The following is a 21,709-nucleotide window of genomic DNA, read 5'->3' as shown; positions in this document are numbered from 1 at the left end:
AAGAGTTACGGGCAGCAGAAGACCCAGAGTTTGAAACATTTTATACCAAAAACATTTTGTTGAACGAGGGTATCCGAGCATGGATGGCACCTCAAGATCAACCACATCAAAACTTTATATTCCCTGAAGAAGTATTACCTCGTGGTAACGCTCTGTAATAATTTATGAAGGGATAAATTTTAAATCCTTTCATGGCTCCTACATTGTTAGTTTGTAGGAGCCATTATTTTTGGAAGATTAGGCACTTTTTTTAATCCAGCGTATATACAGAACTTTTCAAGTTATAGCAATGAGCGCTGGTATATTTACAAATTGCAGGAGGGGCCAAATAGCTAAAAGTCTTATATTATCAGCAATTTATTCCCCCTTCCGGAGCTGTTGCCTGTTGCCTGTTGCCTGCGCACAGCGCTATAAGTGATGAACAGTGGCGGAATAATAATATTCACTCATTAAATGATTGGATAGTCTTTACCTTATAAACCAGCAATGTACTTTATATTTTTGTTTTTTTTAACTAGCATATTTGTTATTTTATATAGAGATAATCTCTCAACCTTTTTTTGGTTATTACTCTGTATCTAAAACTCTTAATTTTTGCTTATTAAGTTATTGAAGTCCTGAACTGAGAAAAAAAATTAACAAGACAATTGCATTCTCAAATTTTTGTGCTACTATTATTAATAGTAAAGATTATTAAAAACCGTTTAGGGATATAAGGAGGTGATGCCCATGCAAGATAGTAGTAAACGCTTGGGTCACCAGATTGGAAAATACCAGCTGTGTGCTGGGGCTGGACTCTAGTAGCTAGCTTGTTTCCCCTTCTAGGGGAGTTAAAATAAATTTTAACTAAGCTGATCTGGGGTTTCTCTCAGCAGTTAGGTTTCAATCAAGGTGACCCGCTAGACCGCTCTTATCTTGAAGTAGTACTAAAGCATTTGCTAACATACTACTTTATGATAAGAGCGGATAGTTTTTGGAGAATTTTATGAGTAAATTGCTGAGTGCAGAAGAAATTAGTCAACGTGTTAGTCAATTATCAGACTGGAAGCTAGAAGGAAATAAACTTCAGTGCGTAAAAATATTTAAAAATTTTGTCGAAGCAATTAGTTTTGTTAATCAATTAGTAGATCCAGCCGAGGCATCACAGCATCATCCTGATATAGAGATATCTTATAATAAAGTAATAATTAATTTAACGACCCATGATGTAGGCAGTTTAACAGAAAAAGATTTTAGCATGGCTAAACAAATATCTGCTTTAGACTAAGCTAGTTTTCGTAGTTCGATATAAATTTAAGGTAACAGCTCAATAATCCGGGGTGAATCGGTAAAAGATAAACCTCAAATTACGTAAAATATTTTCTCAACTGGTAGTCTACCCCCATTTATTGAGCGGATACAATTTAAGTTAGTCTAGTACGGATTAACTGACCGAGTATTTATAATAGAGTTATTAGTTAATAAATTTTCTAATTAAAACTGAAATTAAGCAAGCAAAAACTAGAATTTTGATGCCTTTAAATTCAAAATAATTTTCTTTAACTATATTACTACCCGAAAGTTAAGTGTATTAATTAGTAATTAAGTTTGTTCAGGATAAAGGCTAGTTAATAGCCCTAAATTATGTTCCAACTAAATATTCTCAAGTGGATGCAAGAATCTGCTACCGAGAACACAGAATCATTGATAGAGCAGCTACTACATATTGGTGCTGCCCTTTCAGATACTTACGATTTGGGCGATATTTTACATTTAATTTTATCCAAAAGTCGGGAGATAACTTGTAGTGATGCAGGTAGCGTCTATCTAGTAGAAAAAAAAGGAAATCAACCTACTAGGTTATTGTTCAAGGTAGCCCAAAACGATTCCTTGCCAGACTTTTCTTTCCACGAATTGGCCATCAATATGACACCGAAAAGCTTGGCTGGATATGTTGCTCTTACAGGTGAAAGTTTAAACTTATCAGATGCCTATAATTTACCTTTAAGTGTACCTTATAAATTTGACAAAAGCTTCGACAAAAATACTGGTTATCGTACTTGTTCTGTGTTAGTTTTACCTATGCAAAATAGGTCTCAAGAAATAATTGGAGTGCTCCAGTTAATTAATCGCAAGATTAACTCAAATGCAGTATTAACAGCGAAGAATTTTCAAGAATTAATTCAGCCATACTCACAATGGGAAGAACGAATAGTAAGTTCTCTTGCTTCTCAAGCAGCTATATCAATAGAAAGAAATCATTTACAAGAAAATATTGAAAATCTATTTGATGGCCTTGTTAAAGCATCAGTACAAGCAATAGAAGCTAGAGATTTATGTACATCAGGTCATTCAGAGCGAGTAGCAAAATTGACAGTCAGCTTGTGTCAAGAAGTTAATACTATTACCAGCGGGCCTTTATGGGCAGTGTCCTTTAACGAGCAGCAAATTAAAGAAGTTCGGTATGCTGCTTTGCTGCATGATTTCGGTAAAATTGGAGTCCCAGAAGCAATATTAACAAAACGTAAAAAACTTTATGAACAACAATTAGAGCTGATTCAGCAAAGGTTTTCTGTTGCTCAACGTACCTTGGAGATGGAGCATACTCAAACCAAGTATAAACAGTTACTCGGACATTTATCTGACATATCTCAACAACATACTCAAGAAAATTGTCCTCTATGCCAAAAAATTGAAAATTTGGATTTAGAACTAGAAACAGCGATCACCAAGCTTAATAACTATTGGCAAATAGTATTAACCGCTAACGAGCCAACTATAACAACAGAAGAACCACTGAAACAACTGAAGCAATTATTACTTTACACTTACAAAGACATAGACGGTCAAGTTAAATCACTAATTACACCGGAGGAAATGGCTCAACTAGCAGTTCCTAGAGGTAACTTGACTTTTGAAGAAAGAAAAGCTATAGAGTCTCATGTAACTCATTCTTACGAATTTTTGAAGCGGATTCCCTGGACAAATAACTTACAGCAAATTCCAGAAATTGCTTATGGACACCATGAAAAATTGGACGGCAGTGGTTATCCCAGGGGACTAAAGCAAAAAGATATTTCTATTCAAGCCCAGATTATGGTTATTGCAGATATATATGATGCTTTAACAGCAGGAGATCGCCCCTACAAACAAGGTTTGCCTGTAGAAGTTGCTCTCAGAATTATGCGTCATGAAGCAGCACAGAATAAAATTAATAGCAACTTCTTGGAACTATTTGAACAACGAGAAGTCTTCTCCATACTAGGACACAGCAAATAAGGTACACTCAAAAAAGCAAAAATTTATACTAGAGATACAAAGATCAAAAATTAATTAGGCCATGGTTAACAGAATAAAAAAATTCTGTATAGAGGTTGTTGATAAAAAAAAATTGTGATAACCTGTCACTCAACTACCGAATCTATTTATCAAAAAATCTTGAAAGAGGACTCCCGCTATAATCGCGAGATTTAGCGGTTAGAGGGGGCGTAAAAATTGCACGGGAAACCAACGCACACAGCCCCTCATAGATTTCAAAGTTATAAATTAATTAAGTGGTGGTGAATCAATAGTAGAGGGTTAATAGCGGTGGGGCACACCGTTCAATAAAAGCGCACCGCCTGCGCTGAGGTTTCCTCAGCGTAAAGACGGAGCAAGAAAAGCTTGTGGAGACGGTCTGGCAGGGGTACAGCTCAACTTGTTTGATTTGTTATCTAGTTAAGAGTTTGTGAAGCAAGAATCCCCCGTTATAATCGAGCGATTTAACGGTGGGAGTGTCAAGTAAAAATCTTAGGGTTAAAAATTAAATTTTTAGTAAAACTCACAGAAAGCTCTGTTTGTGCTGTAGATAAAGTTGAACAAACCTCAAAATTTGTTCTAAGATTGGAAGTATTTTTAAGATTGCTTGTAAGTCTAATCCTGCCAAGAGCTACCTAGACTCTGAAAAAAAATTAGACTATTTGCACCTTTGCAACTCCTTCTTAATAATCAAGAAGTTGCAAAGCTAAAACTATGCTAACCAATCAAAATTAACTGATAAATATAGCCAAATGGTCTCTCTGCGATCGGTGTGAGGATGAGAGGGAAAATGTCAAAAAAATTCTGGAATTGTCTACTATTTAGTCCAGCAGTCTTGGGAGCAACCCTTGTTGCATCCTCAGCCGCTGTAGCGACTGAAAGTAAATCAGCAAATCTGGTTGTTCAGTCCCAAGATACAAGCATAGAAACACAGGAAACTGAACTATTAGCTCAAGTCCCTGGAACAAATTCAGCTAATTCCGTTGCTAATGCACCAGCAACGACCATAAGACAAATAAACCGCTACGGAAGAGAAGGTCGTAACCTTCGTCAACCAAGTCTTCGTAATCTTAACAGAGGAAATAGAAGAAAAGCAAAAGGCCAAGTTACTTCTGTATCTCAACTTTCTGATGTTCAACCTACAGACTGGGCCTTTCAAGCACTACAATCCTTAGTTGAGCGTTATGGATGTATTGTTGGATATCCGGATGGTACTTATAGAGGTAACCGTGCTTTAACCCGTTTTGAATTTGCGGCTGGTGTTAATGCTTGCTTAGATAGAATTACTGAACTCTTACAAGCTGCCATAGCAGATACAGTAAGTAGAGAAGACCTGGCAATTCTACAAAGATTACAAGAAGAATTTTCTGCTGAATTAGCTATTTTGCGGGGTCGTGTTGATGCTCTAGAAGCTCGTGCTGCGGAATTAGAGGCCAATCAATTTTCGACAACTACTAAACTTAGAGGTGAAGTAATTTTTGCCTTTGTTGATAACTTTGAAGACCAAGGGCGATACGGAACCTTCAACGATAATACACAAGACGAAGACCAAACAGTATTTCAATACAGGGTACGTTTGAATTTCAACACTAGCTTTTCTGGTGAGGACTTATTATTTACAAGGTTACAAGCAGGTAATGCTCAAGCATTTAACCAGAAGATAGCTGAGGCTGAGGGACAGCAAACTTTTAATGTTCTTAACCTCACAGATGATACGGTTGAGCTAGATAAACTTTTCTATAAGTTCCCTGTCAGGGATAACATTAGAGTAACTATTGCTGCTAATAAAGTAAGTTGGTACGATTTTGTTCCTACTCTCAACCCTTACATGGAAGATTATGATGGAGGAAGTGGTTCTTTAAGTGCTTTTGGTCAAAGGAGTCCGATCTATCGTTTAGGGGGAGGTAAAGGACTTGGCGTTGAGTATGATTTTGGTTGCAAAGACCAATATGCTTGTGTCTATAGTCCATTTTCTGTATCTTTTGGTTACTTAGCAGCGGAAGGTGAAGATCCTCGGGAAGGAAGAGGTTTATTTAATGGAGATTATGCTGCATTAGCACAACTAACTTTTACTCCAATCAAAAATTTCCAAATTGGACTTACCTACAACAAAGGCTATTTTGGACCAGGAAATTTTGGATATGATGATGGTGCAGCTACAGGTCTAGGGGATAATGGCAGTTTAAACAGTGGCTTTGTGGGGACTGGTGTTGCCAATACTATCTTTGGTTTAAATGCAGAACTTAATGACCGCCGACCAGGTTCAGTTAATATTGCCCAGCCAGTTTCGACTAATGCTTATGGTGTACAAATGTCCTGGCGAGCAGCTGATTGGGTAACTATTAATGGCTTTGGTATGTATCTTGATGGGAAGCTGATTGGTTTAGGTGATTTTGAACAATGGAGTTATGGAGCAAATTTAGCTTTCCCCGATCTGTTTAAGGAAGGTAGTTTAGGTGGTATTGTTGTAGGTCGGGAACCCTACATGAATGAACTACAAGTTCCTAACGGGTTGGCATCGGGATTACGACAAGATATGTCATGGCACATAGAAGCATTTTACAAATATCAAGTTACAGATAATATCTCGATTACTCCTGGTGTAACTGTAATTACAAATGCTAACCAAGATGATGATAATGATGAATTAATTATCGGTACTATCAGGACTACATTCCAGTTCTAGTGATTAGCTGAAGTTATTAGGGTGGAATTCCACCCTATACACCTTAAAAGTTTTAAAAGTTTATTTATTGCAATTTATCTAGGATTACTCAAACTACATACATATAATTCTGAGAGTTAAAAATTCTATACTTGAATTATCAAATTATCCTGATAGATATAGCAGAAAAAAGAAGCAAGGAGGAAAAAGTTAGTTATCTAGAAGAAAAAAAATCTTGTGTTGCCTGAGTTTTAATCTTTTGATATGTCCGCCCTCTTTGCTTCGACTACTATAATAATTAACAACTTATTTGAAAACAGATTCCTCTACATTTCTGTTCCCTGTTTCTTATTTTGGTAATTAACATCAGTAAACTAAATTTATTTTTAACTATTTTTATTGACAGATATTAAATGAGATTTGATGTTGGCTTGAATTCAAAATTTATAAATATATAAATTAGCAAGTAGTTATATACTATCTTCTTAAGGGCTACTCAAAAAGGGGCATTGCACAGTGACGAATGATTTGAGATTTTTGATAAACAAGATTTTGGATTAATTAATTGCTATAATTAATAATTAATATTAGGTTTTTTTTAGTCAAAGTCTAAACTATTTTTTGGCAATATAATTCCATAATGTGCAACCCCCAAAAAGGTTGTATAATTACAATTTTTGTCTTGAAAATTTGGTAAATTATTTAAGTAAGTATATGTGAAAACTAATTTATAGCAGTCGCCAAGGTGCTTAGGACATAAAGGAGAAATATAGGGTTGGCGGAGGCTAGCCGCAGCTATATCGCCTCTATGAAATGGTCTAATAACTTTGATTCTTCTCTATCCTAATCGCCCTGGCAGTTACTATAACTTATGTTTCGAGGTAAATAAAAGTTAACAACAGCGTATCTGTCTTGAACACAGCTCCAAAGGATCGAGAGAGAATGGAGAAAGTTAGCCATATCCGTATATCCAATTGACTAACAAAAAAAATAGAAAATATATTTGATTAAAAATCAACTTATTATTTAGTAGTAAGTATACAAACTTATAAATTAGTTTTAAGGTTTTTTAAGAGAGAAGATTAACTCAATAATTTTGATTAAACAATATGCTCAGAAGAACATAAAGAAAAAGAAAAAATATATAAATCTGTAAGATTCAGTACATAAGATATATATATATATATATAAACCCAAGCAATCATAGCTAATATTGGGTATACTTATCAAAAGAAAATAGAAAATAACTTAATATAAATTAATTTTATACTTTTGCTAATAATGTGAAGTCATGAAAAAAGTAGAAAGTATTTTTACATAAATAAAACATACTTTACTTTAGCTGCAAATAAACTTTAAGTTTAGCATAATAAACAATTATTTTCTATCAAATTATAAGTAGCCCTCAGCATACTATTTAGGATAAAAATATCATGCGTATTGCTCATAATATTACTGAATTAGTAGGTCGCACACCTCTAGTACAATTGAATCGTATTCCTCAAGCAGAAGGTTGTGTAGCCAGAATAGTAGTAAAGTTAGAAGGAATGAATCCTGCTGCCTCTGTCAAGGACCGCATCGGTGTTAATATGGTTAATGCAGCAGAGCGTGAGGGATTGATTACACCAGGTCAAACAGTATTAGTTGAACCAACATCTGGAAATACAGGTATTGCTCTAGCAATGGTAGCTGCAGCTAGGGGTTACAAGTTAATTTTAACAATGCCAGAAACGATGAGTTTAGAGCGTCGTTCTATGTTACGCGCCTACGGAGCAGAACTGGTTTTGACCCCAGGTAGTGAAGGTATGAAAGGTTGTATCACAAAAGCACAGGAGATAGTTGAGTCAACGCCTAAGGCATATATGTTACAACAGTTCCAGAACCCAGCTAATCCACAAATTCATCGCCAGACTACAGCATTGGAAATATGGGAAGATACAAATGGCCAAGTAGATATTTTGGTGGCAGGTATTGGTACTGGTGGAACAATTACAGGTATTGCAGAGACTATTAAGCAACGAAAGTCTGATTTTCAAGCGATCGCTGTGGAGCCTTCAAATAGTCCAGTCTTATCTGGTGGACAACCTGGACCTCATAAAATTCAGGGAATAGGAGCAGGTTTTGTCCCGTCTGTTCTGAATCTGGATATCATAGATGAAGTGGTTCAGGTTGCTGATAGTGAAGCAATTAGTTATGGTCGTCGTATAGCTAAAGAGGAAGGTATCTTGTCAGGTATTTCTACAGGAGCAGTTCTTTGTGCAGCAATAAAGGTAGGTCAGCGACCAGAAAATCAAGGTAAATTAATAGTAATGATTCAGCCTAGTTTTGGGGAGCGTTATTTAAGTACTCCACTATTTCAGGAACCAGAACAAACTCTAGCTACAGCAGTTAGCTAGATATATTTAGTTAGCTAAATCTAAGAACCCATTCTTGTCCCCATTGTGGCATTGTAATAGATCGTGACTTCAATGCCGCAATAAATATAAAAAATAGGGCGGTGGGGCATCCCGTCCTTAAAGCTCGTGGAGTCCGACGGGGGACCGGGACCGTGAAACGAGAAGCCCGCACTATACCGAATGGTTAGTGTGGGAGTATGTCACTGTGGGACTTACACATTCACGCAATACTAGATTTTTGGCAAATTTAGGTCATCAGGAAAAAGTAACAGGAATACTTAGTTTCTGCATATTAGTTGATTTGAATTTCAGTTTGACAAAATGCCTCAATATACGTGCTCAAAACTATAGTGCTATATATTTGCGTAGTAGTGTTTGATGAGAATTGTAAGTACCTGACTAATTTGGGATTATTTAAAGCTCTGCAAAGACTAAGTATTGTGATGAGAAAATATAATTAGTCTTCTACCTAACGGAAAGTCAAATTTAATCCCAGTTCAAAATTTAGCAGAATTCATATTTACGGGAAATTCAAATACCTTATATAATTTTCTACTCACTATTGCTATCTAGAATCTAAAATATTTAATCTATCATTATCAATTTAAAAGTTTGTTTATTTCATTGGTAAATTATTGATAACAATGAATAAAATAAGTAATGGAAATGTAAAAACTTAGATTCTATTGTAAATATTGAGTAGAAATAATTTTATGGTCACTAGTGATTATTACAAAACTTTGAATGTTAATCCCACAGCAACTCAGGGACAAATTAAACAAGCTTATCGTCGTTTAGTGAAGTTATTTCACCCAGATGCTAATACAGAAATAGCAGACCATGAACGTATTATTAGCATTAATGAAGCTTATGAAGTATTGGGCGATCCCCAACTTAGAAAATCTTATGATCAACAATTTAATCAACACGATCAGAAATATACTAATACAAAGCAAAGTTACTATAAGCAAAATAAAAGAGGTAATAATGCAGATGAAAATCTACAAAAATGGTTAAATCAGGTTTATAAACCAGTTAACAAAATTATAATTCAAATATTAAAACCTCTAAAAAAGGAAATTGATTATTTAGCAGCCGATCCGTTTGATGACCAACTAATGGAATCATTCCAAAATTATTTAGAAACTTGTCGGCGCTTGCTCAAAAAAGCTCATAATTTATTTAGTTCTCAGCCAAATCCATCTAATTTGGCAGGAGTAGCAGCTCATTTATATTATTGCTTAAATCAGGTTAGTGACGGAATAGAAGATTTAGAATTGTTTACTCTAAATTATGATGATTATTATTTACATACAGGTCAAGAACTATTTAGAATTGCTTCTAGATTACGCCAGGAAGCACAGGCAGGAATAAATGGTATTTTATAACTTTATTTATTCTTGAGGATAGAGTGGAAAAGTCATACCAATTTGATAAATATTTATCACACATCATAAAATATTGATTATAACTACTTGCTCTTGATAGAAACTGCTATAAATCTTAGATTTCAATATCACTTTTCTTTAGTTAAGCGTTTCCTAACTCTCAGATATTTTTGACACAACTACGTTGAGGATTACTATATTCTTTGATCCAATAGTATTAGATATTATATTAGCTCATTACGAAAATTTATCTCTAATTTTTGCCATTTTTTTTATAGACTAAAAGTTAGTTTCTGGAAATGTATACTTTTTCCATTTAACATGAAATCCGGTTATACAATTGTCCTACTCTATACTTTATATTAATGTAGACTTAATGTAGACATAAAATTCCAGAATATCCCTAGATAATTCTCACTCTCATCCTTCCTTTCTCTTTTCTCTTTTCTCCTTTCTTCTGACTACTAACTACTGAATTATACGATAATATCATGTCCGGATAATTAGTGATAAAAAACTTTCTCCTTCTCCTCTTATACCAATTACCAAAAGTAATGCTATACTTAGGTAACACTTCAGTTATTAAGTAATTAAACTATCCTAATAAATTTTTTGCTAATTTGAGCATATTTAATATGAACTATTATCATTTTCTTTGTGGGTTTAATACCCCACCGTCTACACGGTGTTCAAAATTACTTGGGGTGAGAATCCCCATGTAATTTTCCTCCTGTCTCCTGTCTCCTGTCTCCTGTCTCCTTCTTCAATATTTTTACTTCTCCCCCACTCCCTTACTCAAGAAAATGTAGAAAAGTTTTTGAGAATATGGTATTATTTCTTTTCTCCTGACTCCTGACTCCTGAATCCTAATTTATTTAAATTCCAAAAAGAGTTTGAATCCGATTTCTAATCCTAGTAAAGGGAGTATTTTCTGAAGAACTACGATCAAGTAATCCTAATTCTTGTAATGCCTGTCGGCGTTCACAAAGCTTTCGAGAAATATCAGTAGCCAAACTAGGAGATTCTTCTAATAATCTTTGCAAATCATGTTTTTCTATTACAAATAAAATTGAATCTTCAATAGTTTTTACTGTAGCTGTACGAGGAGAACCCAATAACAAAGACATTTCACCAAAAAATTCTCCTTCGTGAAGAGTTGCAATATATTTACCAGTTTTTTCAGAAATCACCTCAATAGCACCAGAAAGAATAATGTAAAAAGAATCTCCAACATCATTTTCTCTAAATATAATTTGCCCTTGAGGAAATAACTGTCTATAACCATATTCTATTAATTTTCTGAGTTTTAAATCAGTAAGACTTTCAAAATAAGTGACTCTTCTGAGTAGGTCTCGCAAAGTCCAATTATTTGGTGATTTTAATGCTGATTTTTTAGTTTGTTGAAAACTACTATGTTTTTGCTCAGAAGAAACACCATTTTGAGAAAAAACTTTATTTTCGCTATTTTTTGTAAAAATACTACTGTTAAATAAGGTACTCAAATCTTGTGGATTTTTTAACCATAAATCTCTCTGAGGAAAGGGAATAACTATATCCTGCTGAGTCAATTCATGCTCAATTAAAAAATTCAAAGAACTTTGAATTATATCGCTATCTTGAGGATGGTCAATCCAAACTAATAACTCAAAATCTAAAGAACTATCACCAAAACCTTTAAACCATACTTTAGGAGAAGGACGGTTTAATACACTCGTTTCTGCCCGAGCAGCAGCTAATAATGCTTCCGTTACTAACAGTGGATCGCTACCATAAGCAACTCCAACTGGCATACGAAGACGACTTTTAGGATCTTTATAACTCCAGTTAATAATATTATTTTCTACAAATTTTATATTAGGTACAATTACAAATATGCCGTCAAGAGTACGCACAATTGTAGACCTAATAGAAATATTTTCTACTGTTCCTAATAAATTGTCTACTTCAATAAAATCTCCTACCTTAATAGGTTGTTCAAATAAAAGTGTTAAACCACTAATAAAGTTACTAGCAAGATTTTGTAATCCAAAGCCAAGTCCAATACCTAAAACTCCTGCTAAAACTGTAATAGTTCTCAAATCTATACCAGCTCTTTGTAAAACAATTAAAATTCCTAAAATGGCGATTATATAGATAATAACTGAGGCGATCGCTTCTCGATTACCCCGGTCTAAACCCATACGAGTTAGTAGTAATCTCTTGATTCCTTCTCCAATAGCACGAGCAATAATTAAGACTGCTACACCTAATAGAATTAGTCTGACAATAGCACTTATAGAAAGATGATTATCTCCAATATAAAAAAGTGGAGTTGTTAATGATCTAGATAAGTTTTGAAACCATTCTTTCCCTTGTAAAAAAATCCAATTCATACTTGTTGTAAAACTATTTTTACTTCCAGAACAAAAACTTACAGCCTTTTGCACGACTAATTGTTACAGTAATAGCATTGAGTAAATAATAAGGTTTCATTTTTATCTTTGCTTATTGCTTTGAACATTGTACCTAATTGTTCTGCAAAGTGCTGTATAGTAGTTGGCGACTTTATTAAGTACATATAGGTTTTAGAGAATAAGACACTGAAAAGTTTGCATTTCAATTGTTACTATTTCATCTAAAATAAGTTAACGCTAAATTTTTGAAATGAATTTAAATTTTTAATTATTATTTTAGTGGGTTGATGAAGATTCACCAAATAATAGTTATTTATATATAGTAATCAGGAATCATATGTGAGAAACTGATAGAGAAGTTATGGAACTTATAGATGGAAGAACTAGATGTTTTGATTGAGTCTAATTGAAAACAAGAGGATTGGCGAAAAGGAAAAATTTATCTTGTTTATACTTGTAGAGTTACAGCCAGTGGCACAGCTATACAGAGGCTTTAAAGCTTAATTTTCAATATTATATTCGGATAATTTCTGATAAATAAAATTATAGTTATCTAGATAAAATTTAATTATTTACCAGGGAAAAACTCCCTGGCTAAACTAATCAAAAAGTATCCTTTACTTTAAAATTGTTTTGGAAACAATTCTAGTTTTTTTCCGGTCTGATTCAGAAAGTTCCTCTCCATCTTGTAAACGAGTCGCACTGGTTTGTAAAACAGTTGCTGCTCCTGTATCTCCCATTTGTAATGCTGTTTTAGCAGCAGTTTGTAACATTGTAGCAGCACCAGCTCGATCGCCTTGTTGCAATTTTGTTTCAGCTATTTGAGTTTGCCTATATTTTGCTAAAGCTAAAATATGATTTTGTACTTCCGAATTAATTTGAGGCTGATATTTTTCCGTAACATTAGCTTCAACTAATATAGGTTCAGAAAGTAAATCTTCCTTACTTTGAGCAGGGTCATCATAACGAACTTGTAATTGAACGATCGCTTGTTTTCCCTCAGGTAATTGCCCAATATAAAGATTAACTAGAACTACTCTTTCTACATCTTTCATTAAATCTCCCAGTCTGACCATAAAGCGGTCGTTCTCTTTTTGTACGGGCAACTCAATAGTATCTGGTGCTACTTGTGCAATAGGTTTAAGTTCTGCTAATCTAACTCTAGGCATCAAAGATAATCGCAAATAAGAATTAGTAAGTCCCACAGATTGAATCCGATTAAACAGTCTACCAAATTCCTCTATTGCCTGTTCTGGACGTTGAATATAAGCAAGAGTCCCCCCACCTGCATCAGCTATTTTTTCCAGAACATCTTGATTCCAATCATCACCAAACCCCAGGGAATTTAGAGTCATACTATAATCAGTAGCCAACTTTGCTAACTTAAGACAACGGTCATTATCCCCATGTTCATTATCCCCATCAGTTAATATAAAAGCCTGGGAAATAGCATCTTTTTGACCTTTATCTAACTCCTCTATTCCTAATTTCAAACCCTCATCAATAGCTGTACCACCAGAGGATCTTAACTTGTTAATCTCACGCTTAATACTACCAGGGTCATTAATAATTTGATTAGAAACAATCACTTTAGCTCTATGGTCAAAAGCAACAATTGAAAGGCGATCGCCCTCCTTCAATTTATCTACAAGTTGTCCTGCTGCTTGTTTGACAGTTTCCAGCGGTCTTCCTTCCATAGAACCACTATGGTCTAAAATCAAACATAGGTTTAGTGGTACAGTTCTTTCTAGCTCATCAGCTAGAGCCGAAATAGATATGGCCAGTTGACGTTGAGATGAAGATTGAGTGGCATCAATATTGGTATCGTTAAGAACCGAATGTAGATTAACTTTCATAAATATACTAGAAATTTTACTACTACTTATTTCAGGATATATCCACAAATTTGACATCCTCTCCTGTTAAATCTAAAGATTATAACCGGAGATTCCCAAACCTCACGATTTAGGTTTACTGCTTGAGTGGCACTTATCTAGACTGTTGCCAGTCCCCGACAGTACGCCAACGAGCGTCAATTTGCTCTACGATCTGCACTCGGCCGCAGTAACACCTCGATGACAAATCACTTTTGCTGCTGCCACATCACGATTGATTTCGTAGTGACATTCACGACATTTATGAATACGCTCAGACAGGTCTTTTTTAACTGTATGGGATCCACAATTTGGACAAATTTGACTGGTATATCTGTAGTCTACCTGGCCAAAATAAACCCCTCGTTTCTTGCATACCCAAGCCAAGATACTGAAGAACTGACCTAACCCTGCATCTAAAAGAAAGTGAAAGTCTTTTCAGGTGTCTAAAATTTTTTGGTGAAGTCTGGCAATCTTTTTGTTAAGTTGATGTCGATTTGCTGAACTGGATGTTTTTAACTTTAATCTACGTTGTAGCAATTTCAGCTTACTGTGTAGTTTGGTTAAAAATTTTGGACGTTCAATCAATTCACAATTCAGTTGTTGCTAAGAATTTATCAAGTCCAATATCAATCCCTAATGGGTGTCCAGAAGCAGGGGTATCCTTCAGCAATTAACAATTAACAATTAACAATTAATAATTACCTCTTCCTCAAAGGGAGAGGATTGAAGCTCCAGGAAAAATTTCATTTTTTCCCATTTCAAGGGGAAGCAAATATTGCTGAATTCTTTAATTATTCATTATTCATTATTCATTATTCATTATTTTATCGCCCTGCTGTTTCATGTTGCTAAATGCTCTTTCTAAAGTCTTGATAACTTGCTGTAAGACTTGGGCATTTGTTCTTTTGAGTTCTGAGTTAGCTTTCTTAGCTTTTGTTAAGTTGGCCTCTTGTCTGTTGTAGTTAGGGTAAGGTGCATCCGCAGGAATTATGTACTCTTGATGCAATGAACAACAGTTAACTGCACATTTCCTACTGTTAATCCAGTCTTTTCGCTCTCTTCAGGCATAATTCCACACCTTTCTGATGACCGCCAGCATATCTTCTATGATGGCAATCTGTTGCTGAGAGGGAGTTAACTTAAATTCGTAGGTTAGTGTTATCATGTCCCAATTTGATCATCATTCTATCTCAATCTATCTCAATGGAGTGCTTATTGTTTGCTTTGTCGCGATTCATATCCCGGTAAATTGGAGATTGTACCGGGAGTCCTCACTCGCTCCATTTTTGATAGGGAAAAATTTCGATTTGAATACATAAAAACTAGGTTTCTCAAAAAGTTAATGACAATCGAGTCTGTATCTCAACAAGAAACCCAATCTCTGCTAACTATATTACTCAATTAATATAATTAATGGTAAATACGCCATTTTTGCCAAATAATTATGGTAAAATCCACACCTAGACAAAAAAAATTGTTTTTGGTAGCAATATTTCAGAATATTATCACTAAATTTAAGACCATGACTAATATCAATCATACCCGCTACAATAACTCTACAGCACGCTAACATAATTTAAAGATAGTACAATTATTGCTAGGAATTATCTAATGAACTCACAAATAAAAGCAGTTCAAGCAGGGAGTTACTACGGAGACACCTCTTTTCGGACACCACCCCCTGATTTAGAATCTTTAATGTTAAAAGAACGAATCGTTTATTTAGGGTTACCGCTTTTTTCATCAGATGAAGTAAAAAGAAATGTAGGTATTGATGTTACCCAATTAATTATTGCTCAACTACTTTATCTACAATTTGATAATCCAGAAAAACCAATTTATTTTTATATCAATTCTACTGGTACTTCTTGGTATACAGGAGATGCAATTGGTTTTGAAACAGAAGCATTTGCTATTTGTGACACCATGAGTTACGTTAAACCACCAATTCATACAATATGTATTGGTCAAGCTATGGGTACAGCAGCAATGATTTTGTCGGCAGGAACAAAAGGATATAGGGCAAGTTTACCTCATGCTACCATAGTTCTTAATCAAGCTAAAACAGGAGCGAGAGGTCAAGCAACAGATATTTCGATTAGGGCAAAAGAAGTTTTAGCTAATAAGACAACTTTTTTAAATATTCTTTCTAAAAATACGGGTCAATCAGTAGAAAAGATTGCTAAAGATACAGATAGAATGCTTTATATGACTCCCGAAATAGCTAAAGAATATGGTCTGATAGACCAAGTTTTAGCAAGTAGAAAAGAACTACCAAAACCACTACCCGCTGCTGTTTAAGTTTTCAATAAAATCAAAAAATCAAAGGTCAAAAAATTATGCCTATAGGTGTTCCTAGCGTTCCTTATCGTCTTCCTGGCAGTCAGTATGAGAGATGGATAGATATTTACACCCGTCTCGGTCAGGAAAGAATTATTTTTCTGGGTCAAGAAGTTACAGATGGACTAGCTAATAGAATCGTGGCCTATATGTTGTATCTAGATTCTGACGACCCAAATAAGCCCATTTATCTTTATATCAACTCTCCTGGTGGTTCTGTAACTGCAGGTTTGGCCATATACGATACAATGAAGTACATCAAATCAGATGTAATTACTATCTGCTTAGGTTTAGCTGCTTCTATGGGTTCTTTTCTATTAGCTGCTGGTACGAAAGGTAAAAGACTAGCTTTGCCTAACTCCAGAATTATGATTCACCAACCAATGGGCGGTACTCGTGGTCAAGCAACAGATATTGAAATAGAAGCTAAGGAAATTTTGCGTGTTAGGTCGCAGTTAAATAATATGCTTGTAGAATGTACGGGTCAATCTTTAGAAAAGATAGAAAAAGATACCGATCGAGACTATTTTATGTCTGCTGAAGAAGCAAAAGAATATGGTCTAATTGACCAAGTAATTGATGAACGTCAAAACTAAAAATTAGTAGTTAGTAGTGGCTTGACATACCTAAAAATGTTGCAATAGTAGGGGCGGTTTCCACGTTAAATTAAAGAGTATTAACCAATTAGATGAACCCGCCCCAACCCCAATAATCTAAGGCACAAAATTAGGTATGTCATTCCAGTAGGGTGAATTAAGTAGGTAGGCAAAATAGATTGAACAGAAATTTGTCTAAATTCTTGAGAATGTCCAAAATTAATGTGTAATTGATTTGACACAACTACTTAATATTCAGCCTACTTTATTGTCTGTAAAAAAAAATATGGATATTGCAGATTATTATCGACAATTAGGGTTAAATATAGGAGCTAGTTTGGGAGAAGTTAAGGCTTCTTATCGACGACTAGCACGGCTATATCATCCAGATGTTAACCCCGACCGGCAAGCTAAAGATAAATTTATTGCAGTTACAGAAGCTTACAAAATCTTGTTGAAAATTGCTCCTACTCAAACAGAATTACCATACAATTATACTGTCAAATCAACAAAAAATAATTCCAAACCAGAAACTAAATCTCCACAAACTTCGCCCTCAAAGCAAACAAAAGTTAAAGTAACTCGTAAGTCGAATCAACAGAAAAGTGAATCCCACTTATCGGAAGCAGAAAAACAACTTAAGCAAAATTATTATTTACATTTACAGCAATTATTAAAATATAAAAGATATCCTCGAGCGATCGCTGTAGTAGAAGGTTTGGCTCAAAGAATGCCTCAAGATTGGGAAGTACGACAATGGCAAGCGATCGCCTATCAACGTTGGGCACGTCACCTCATTGGAGAAAGGCAACTGGATAAAGCTAGAAACTATCTTAAGAAAGCACTAAAAACAGACCCTCATAACCGTGCTCTCTGGTCTGAAGTAGAGCGTGATTTTCGTCAATTAGAAAAAATTTATTAATTATTTGCATATTCGACCAATAGTTGTATAATGTACCAAGTTTTTTTATTGGATATATACACGAATATTTATTTATAGTCATTCCAGTTAAGATTGAGACAAAGGTTTCTTACCTTGAAAGAGTTTCAGCTAAAAAAGTGTTCTAGTCTTATTCAGAATGACTATAGTTTTTGGTTAAGATAACTATCCTAGTTTGGATTGTATAGCAGGCAACAGGGAGAAAAACATTTCCTTGTATAAGACTTATAATCAGCGAACCTATCCCACTATTTTTAACAGGGTTATTTGTTTAAGTAAAATTTGTTTGAAAACCTTGATTTTTCGTTTTTAACTCTCAAAATCTTTAGGGTTTTTAGCAAAAATCTTATTACTGGGATAGACTCGCATAAGTCAAACACCAACTCAATATTTGTTATATGAAACATATTTGAGAAAAAGGGAGCAGAAAATAGGTTTAAAGTAAAGGTTTCAAGTTTTTTCTCTAATATAATTGTGCCTAAATTTTATCCAAGTAACTTAGTATTGGTATACACATCAAAACTAATAATAAATTAAGAAAAAGGGGGCAGAGAATAGGCTTAAAGGTTTCAAAATTTTTTCTCTAATATCCGTGCCTAAATTTTCTACAAGTGACTTAGGATTACTATACACATCAAAACAAATAATCTATATTAATTAATAGGTTCATATTCCTTGATTTTGACAATATTAGGAGGAAACAAGAAAAAATATTTAACCTATTCTGTTTAAAAATCAAAAAAATTATCAAAAAAACTAACAATGACAGACATAAATCAAGCTTTCCAAAAAGCTATAAATCTACAAAAAGAAGGAAAACTAAAAGAAGCAGAGTCAATATATATTGACATACTCAAGTCTGATAGTAATCATGTACCCACCCTAATTAACTTAGGTTTAATAGAGCAAAACCAGGGCAAACTAGATGAAGCAAGTCAATTCTATAAATATGCTTTTTCCATAGAGCCAAATAATATATCTCTACTTTATCTCTTAGCCAAAATTACACAAGAGTTAAATCAATTAGACGAAGCTATTATTTATTGGCAAAAATTAGCAGAACTCAAACCAGATTCTGCCCTAGAATTTTATGGAAATATTGGCAATAGTCTAGTTCAACAAGGCAAATTTGATCAAGCACTAAATTACTTTCATCGTGCCTTAGAAATATCGCCCAAAAGTTTTCAAGCTCATCAAGCGATCGGTAATTTACTAATTAGACAAGATAAACTTTTGGAAGCTAAATCAGAATTCAGCCGAGCATTAGAAATTAATCCTAATTATCAAGTAGCTAAAGTTTGGTTAACTTTAGTTGATAAGTTACTCAAAGGAGACAATCTAGTTTCATTCAATTATCAAAACACCCTCATAAAATTTGAAATAACAGGAAAAAATCTAGCCGTAGAAATTGCTAATGTAGGTGGAAGTTTTTATGAATTAGCCGAGCTAGAATTTATTAGACAAAACCTCAAATCAACAGCTCCAGTTATTGTTGATGTTGGAGCAAATACAGGCAATCATTTAGTATACTTTGGTAAAATTATTCAAGCAGCAAAAATTATTCCCATAGAATTTCATCCAGAAATTATTGCAGCTTTGAAGAGGCATATCTCAATTAACCAAGTCGGCAATATTGACTTATCTAAATTAGGCTACGCTATTGGTAAAAATCGTGGTAAATCTTTCATAAAAGAACATCCTGCTAAAGATTTATTTTTAACAGAAATTGACAATAAAATTATCAATGGTCAAGAATTAGTAGTTGTTCCTTTAGATGAAATAATTACTGAAAAAGTAGACTTCATCAAAATTGATGTACAGGGCAAAGAAATAGATGTGTTGGAAGGAGCAAAAAATTTGATATCTAGCTATCGACCTGATATGTTAGTTGAAGTTGCCAAAAATAATATCAAGGATTTTAGGAAATTTTTAGCAGCAGTCAACTATCAAACAGTTAAAGCATTCGATCATGGAAGATATGTCAACTTCTATATTAAATATACTCACTAAAACTTCAATTTAGATTGGCGACAAATATATAATATATGTAAATGGAAAGAAGAAACTAATGCCAAACTTAATTGTCTGGATCGTAATATTTATAGTCAGCTTATTCGTTCTGATTAAAGCTTCTGACTTCTTTACAGATGCAGCAGAAAAAATAGGTATATCTTTAGGAATTTCTCCTTTTTTAGTAGGGGTAACAATAGTATCAGTAGGAACCTCTCTACCAGAGTTAGTATCATCTATTATCGCTGTATACCAAAACTCCTCTGAAATTGTTTTTGGTAATGTGGTTGGTTCCAATATTGCTAATATTTTCTTGATTATTGGTACTGCATCATTGATCAGCAGTCCTTTAAGGATACAATATGAACTAATTAATGTAGATTTACCACTATTTGTTGGTTCAGCTTTTTTATTAGGTTTAACAGTTTTAGATAATAATTTTTCTAAAAATGAAGCTATTATTTGTATTTTGGGATATGTTGTCTATGTTTTATACACTATTAGTAGTGGTAAGGAAGAACAAGAGTTAGAAAAAGATGGAAATAGAAACTCAAAGAAAATTTTACCAACCAAACAAATAGCCATTTTGGTTATTAGTTCATTATTTGTATTTTTGGGTGCAACTTATACAATTGAATCAGTTACTAAAATCTCTAAGATACTCGAGATTGCTAAGGAATTAATTGCTTTAAGTGCAGTTGCTCTTGGTACTTCATTGCCAGAGTTAATAGTTACTATTTCTGCTGCTAAAAAAGGTCGCCCAGAAATTGCCGTAGGAAATGTTTTAGGTTCTAACATTTTCAACTCATTGATGGTACTAGGAATACCAGGACTAATCGGCAATTTAGAAATTCCTGAAGATCTTATTGGTGGTGGGTTATTGGTTTTATTAGCAGGAACAATTATGTTCTTTTTTGTCACTCAAGATAAACAAGTAACTCGTTGGGAAGGATTAATATTTTTCCTATTCTACGGGTGGTTTATTGGCAATATATTTGGGTTAGTTTGACATCCTCCGAACTTCAATACTTGAATTTGTAATTCCTGGAACAATAGCGAGTAATATTATGTTCGGATGAACAGTTATAAATAATTAGGGAGGAGTCTGGAGTCTGGAGTCTGGAGGGAGAAAGAAGGTATTTAGGAGAAGAATTTTTTTTATCAATAATTAAACGGACATGGTATAGTAAAAGTTTTAGTTATACACTAATCACAAAATTATTTTCTCTTAATACAGATATTCTATTGGGACTTTACACAAAATAGAAGTAGAAAATAGGCTCAAATATAGACAGGAAAAGGCTTTTACGTCAAAAAGGCATAAATCCTTAATTACCAAGAGTTATAGGCATTTTTATCGCATTGACGTAATTCCCTTATCTAGATTGACTCTCAGCAATTTTTCTACCTAAAAATTTTTAATATAGCAATGTGCGCTGGCATATTTACACATTATTTTTTGTAGACCTGTTCTAGACTGCACTTTGAGCTGGACATTGTAAATACCTGAGCGCACATTGCTATACCAATTTGAAAAAAGAATGTTACAAATAATTGGGAGCGATTTGCTGAGGCAACGCTCCGCGAACAGGTAAATTTATTTATCTATGTCTGTAGTACTAAAACCCACATTCCGCACGACAAAATGTAGTATGCAAAGATGGTAAAAGTTGAGTAAGTATTTAGACTGATAGTATGGTGTAAGAAGCGATATAGCTGCCGCTAGGCTCCGCCAACGCAAATCATCAGTTGCCGGAACTTACCTTACCAATAGACATCTCCAAAAATTGCCAAAGTTTCTCTATCACGCTTCGCGATATAGCTGCCG

The 21,709-nt window shown here is 34.2% G+C and carries 15 protein-coding genes and 2 pseudogenes; 12 read left to right on the top strand and 5 right to left on the bottom strand.

Annotation, left to right across the window (positions count from 1 at the left end; translation table 11 throughout):
- From F6K06_RS30260 to F6K06_RS30230, 7 genes and pseudogenes are all read left to right on the top strand, one after another.
- Positions 1-158, top strand: a pseudogene (locus F6K06_RS30260) (photosystem II protein D2); the annotation flags it as partial.
- 827 nt (positions 159-985) lie between these two features.
- Complete coding sequence (locus tag F6K06_RS30255; protein ID WP_124144685.1) at positions 986-1,267, top strand: 4a-hydroxytetrahydrobiopterin dehydratase; 282 nt, start codon at positions 986-988, stop codon at positions 1,265-1,267.
- 356 nt (positions 1,268-1,623) lie between these two features.
- Positions 1,624-3,258, top strand: coding sequence for an HD domain-containing phosphohydrolase (locus F6K06_RS30250; protein ID WP_287245281.1), 1,635 nt, complete (start codon positions 1,624-1,626; stop codon positions 3,256-3,258).
- Between the two features lie 808 nt (positions 3,259-4,066).
- A complete protein-coding gene (locus F6K06_RS30245) occupies positions 4,067-5,962 on the top strand; it encodes an iron uptake porin (protein WP_287244628.1) in 1,896 nt (631 codons plus the stop codon).
- 1,412 nt (positions 5,963-7,374) lie between these two features.
- Complete coding sequence (gene cysK, locus F6K06_RS30240) at positions 7,375-8,337, top strand: cysteine synthase A (RefSeq protein ID WP_124144681.1); 963 nt, start codon at positions 7,375-7,377, stop codon at positions 8,335-8,337.
- Between the two features lie 32 nt (positions 8,338-8,369).
- Positions 8,370-8,525 (top strand): annotated as a pseudogene (locus F6K06_RS30235) (zinc ribbon domain-containing protein); the annotation flags it as partial.
- 525 nt (positions 8,526-9,050) lie between these two features.
- Positions 9,051-9,725, top strand: coding sequence for a J domain-containing protein (locus tag F6K06_RS30230; protein ID WP_124144680.1), 675 nt, complete (start codon positions 9,051-9,053; stop codon positions 9,723-9,725).
- A gap of 875 nt (positions 9,726-10,600) precedes the next feature.
- Here the strand turns inward: F6K06_RS30230 and F6K06_RS30225 are convergent.
- From F6K06_RS30225 to F6K06_RS30205, 5 genes are all read right to left on the bottom strand, one after another.
- Entirely contained in the window at positions 10,601-12,097 is a 1,497-nt protein-coding gene (locus F6K06_RS30225) for a cyclic nucleotide-binding domain-containing protein (protein ID WP_287244625.1), read from the bottom strand.
- A 638-nt stretch (positions 12,098-12,735) separates the two neighbouring features.
- The gene (locus F6K06_RS30220; protein WP_287244623.1) at positions 12,736-13,974 is read right to left on the bottom strand and encodes a VWA domain-containing protein; all 1,239 of its coding nucleotides are present in this window, start codon (positions 13,972-13,974) and stop codon (positions 12,736-12,738) included.
- 186 nt (positions 13,975-14,160) lie between these two features.
- On the bottom strand, positions 14,161-14,379 hold the full coding sequence (locus tag F6K06_RS34380) for a zinc ribbon domain-containing protein (protein WP_338043172.1): 219 nt from the start codon (positions 14,377-14,379) through the stop codon (positions 14,161-14,163).
- A 421-nt stretch (positions 14,380-14,800) separates the two neighbouring features.
- Positions 14,801-15,001, bottom strand: a complete 201-nt coding sequence (locus F6K06_RS30210) for a hypothetical protein (RefSeq protein WP_240038922.1) — start codon at positions 14,999-15,001, stop codon at positions 14,801-14,803.
- Between the two features lie 54 nt (positions 15,002-15,055).
- The gene (locus tag F6K06_RS30205) at positions 15,056-15,160 is read right to left on the bottom strand and encodes a helix-turn-helix domain-containing protein (protein WP_240038921.1); all 105 of its coding nucleotides are present in this window, start codon (positions 15,158-15,160) and stop codon (positions 15,056-15,058) included.
- A gap of 446 nt (positions 15,161-15,606) precedes the next feature.
- Here F6K06_RS30205 and F6K06_RS30200 point away from each other — a divergent pair, with 446 nt between their 5' ends.
- The 5 genes from F6K06_RS30200 (at position 15,607) to F6K06_RS30180 (ending at position 20,890) form a co-directional block, all read left to right on the top strand.
- Complete coding sequence (locus F6K06_RS30200) at positions 15,607-16,296, top strand: ATP-dependent Clp protease proteolytic subunit (RefSeq protein WP_124144676.1); 690 nt, start codon at positions 15,607-15,609, stop codon at positions 16,294-16,296.
- A gap of 38 nt (positions 16,297-16,334) precedes the next feature.
- A complete protein-coding gene (locus F6K06_RS30195) occupies positions 16,335-16,931 on the top strand; it encodes an ATP-dependent Clp protease proteolytic subunit (protein WP_124144675.1) in 597 nt (198 codons plus the stop codon).
- 286 nt (positions 16,932-17,217) lie between these two features.
- Positions 17,218-17,853 carry a DnaJ domain-containing protein gene (locus tag F6K06_RS30190; RefSeq protein WP_124144698.1) on the top strand — a complete coding sequence of 212 codons (636 nt, stop codon included), beginning with the start codon at positions 17,218-17,220 and terminating at the stop codon, positions 17,851-17,853.
- Between the two features lie 780 nt (positions 17,854-18,633).
- Positions 18,634-19,881 carry an FkbM family methyltransferase gene (locus tag F6K06_RS30185; protein WP_124144674.1) on the top strand — a complete coding sequence of 416 codons (1,248 nt, stop codon included), beginning with the start codon at positions 18,634-18,636 and terminating at the stop codon, positions 19,879-19,881.
- A 58-nt stretch (positions 19,882-19,939) separates the two neighbouring features.
- The gene (locus F6K06_RS30180) at positions 19,940-20,890 is read left to right on the top strand and encodes a calcium/sodium antiporter (protein ID WP_124144673.1); all 951 of its coding nucleotides are present in this window, start codon (positions 19,940-19,942) and stop codon (positions 20,888-20,890) included.
- The last annotated feature ends 819 nt before the right edge of the window (positions 20,891-21,709 follow it).

Origin of the sequence: Okeania sp. SIO1H4, from assembly GCF_010672695.1 — a bacterium.
Classification (GTDB): Bacteria; Cyanobacteriota; Cyanobacteriia; order Cyanobacteriales; family Microcoleaceae; genus Okeania; species Okeania hirsuta.
The sequence above is the reverse complement of the archived record's forward strand: the minus strand, read 5'-3'. Positions and strand labels throughout refer to the sequence as shown.